Source organism: Priestia sp. SRI_019, assembly GCF_057586255.1.
The window spans coordinates 1-276 of record NZ_JBYCZN010000042.1; the positions used below are offsets into that span (position 1 = coordinate 1).

The window sequence follows — 276 nt, forward strand, 5'->3', positions numbered from 1 at the left end:
CGTGGAGGCGGCAACCGGATTTGAACCGGTGATAAAGGTTTTGCAGACCTTGGCCTTACCACTTGGCTATGCCGCCAATATATATGGAGCGGAAGACGAGGTTCGAACTCGCGACCCCCACCTTGGCAAGGTGGTGTTCTACCACTGAACTACTTCCGCGCATTTATCTAAATTAAGATGCGGGTGAAGGGACTTGAACCCCCACGTCATAAGACACTAGATCCTAAGTCTAGCGCGTCTGCCAATTCCGCCACACCCGCGTGTAAATATAACTGG

Annotated in this window: 3 tRNA genes; all 3 read right to left on the bottom strand. The window is 51.8% G+C overall.

Going from position 1 to position 276, the window contains the following annotated elements:
• Positions 1-2: 2 nt before the first annotated feature.
• The 3 genes from AC2YJL_RS27740 to AC2YJL_RS27750 all read right to left on the bottom strand — a co-directional run bounded on the left by AC2YJL_RS27740 (position 3) and on the right by AC2YJL_RS27750 (position 260).
• Positions 3-76: transfer RNA gene (locus AC2YJL_RS27740), tRNA-Cys, on the bottom strand.
• 8 nt (positions 77-84) lie between these two features.
• Positions 85-159 (bottom strand) — tRNA-Gly (locus AC2YJL_RS27745).
• A 19-nt stretch (positions 160-178) separates the two neighbouring features.
• Positions 179-260, bottom strand: a tRNA-Leu gene (locus tag AC2YJL_RS27750).
• Positions 261-276: the final 16 nt, after the last annotated feature.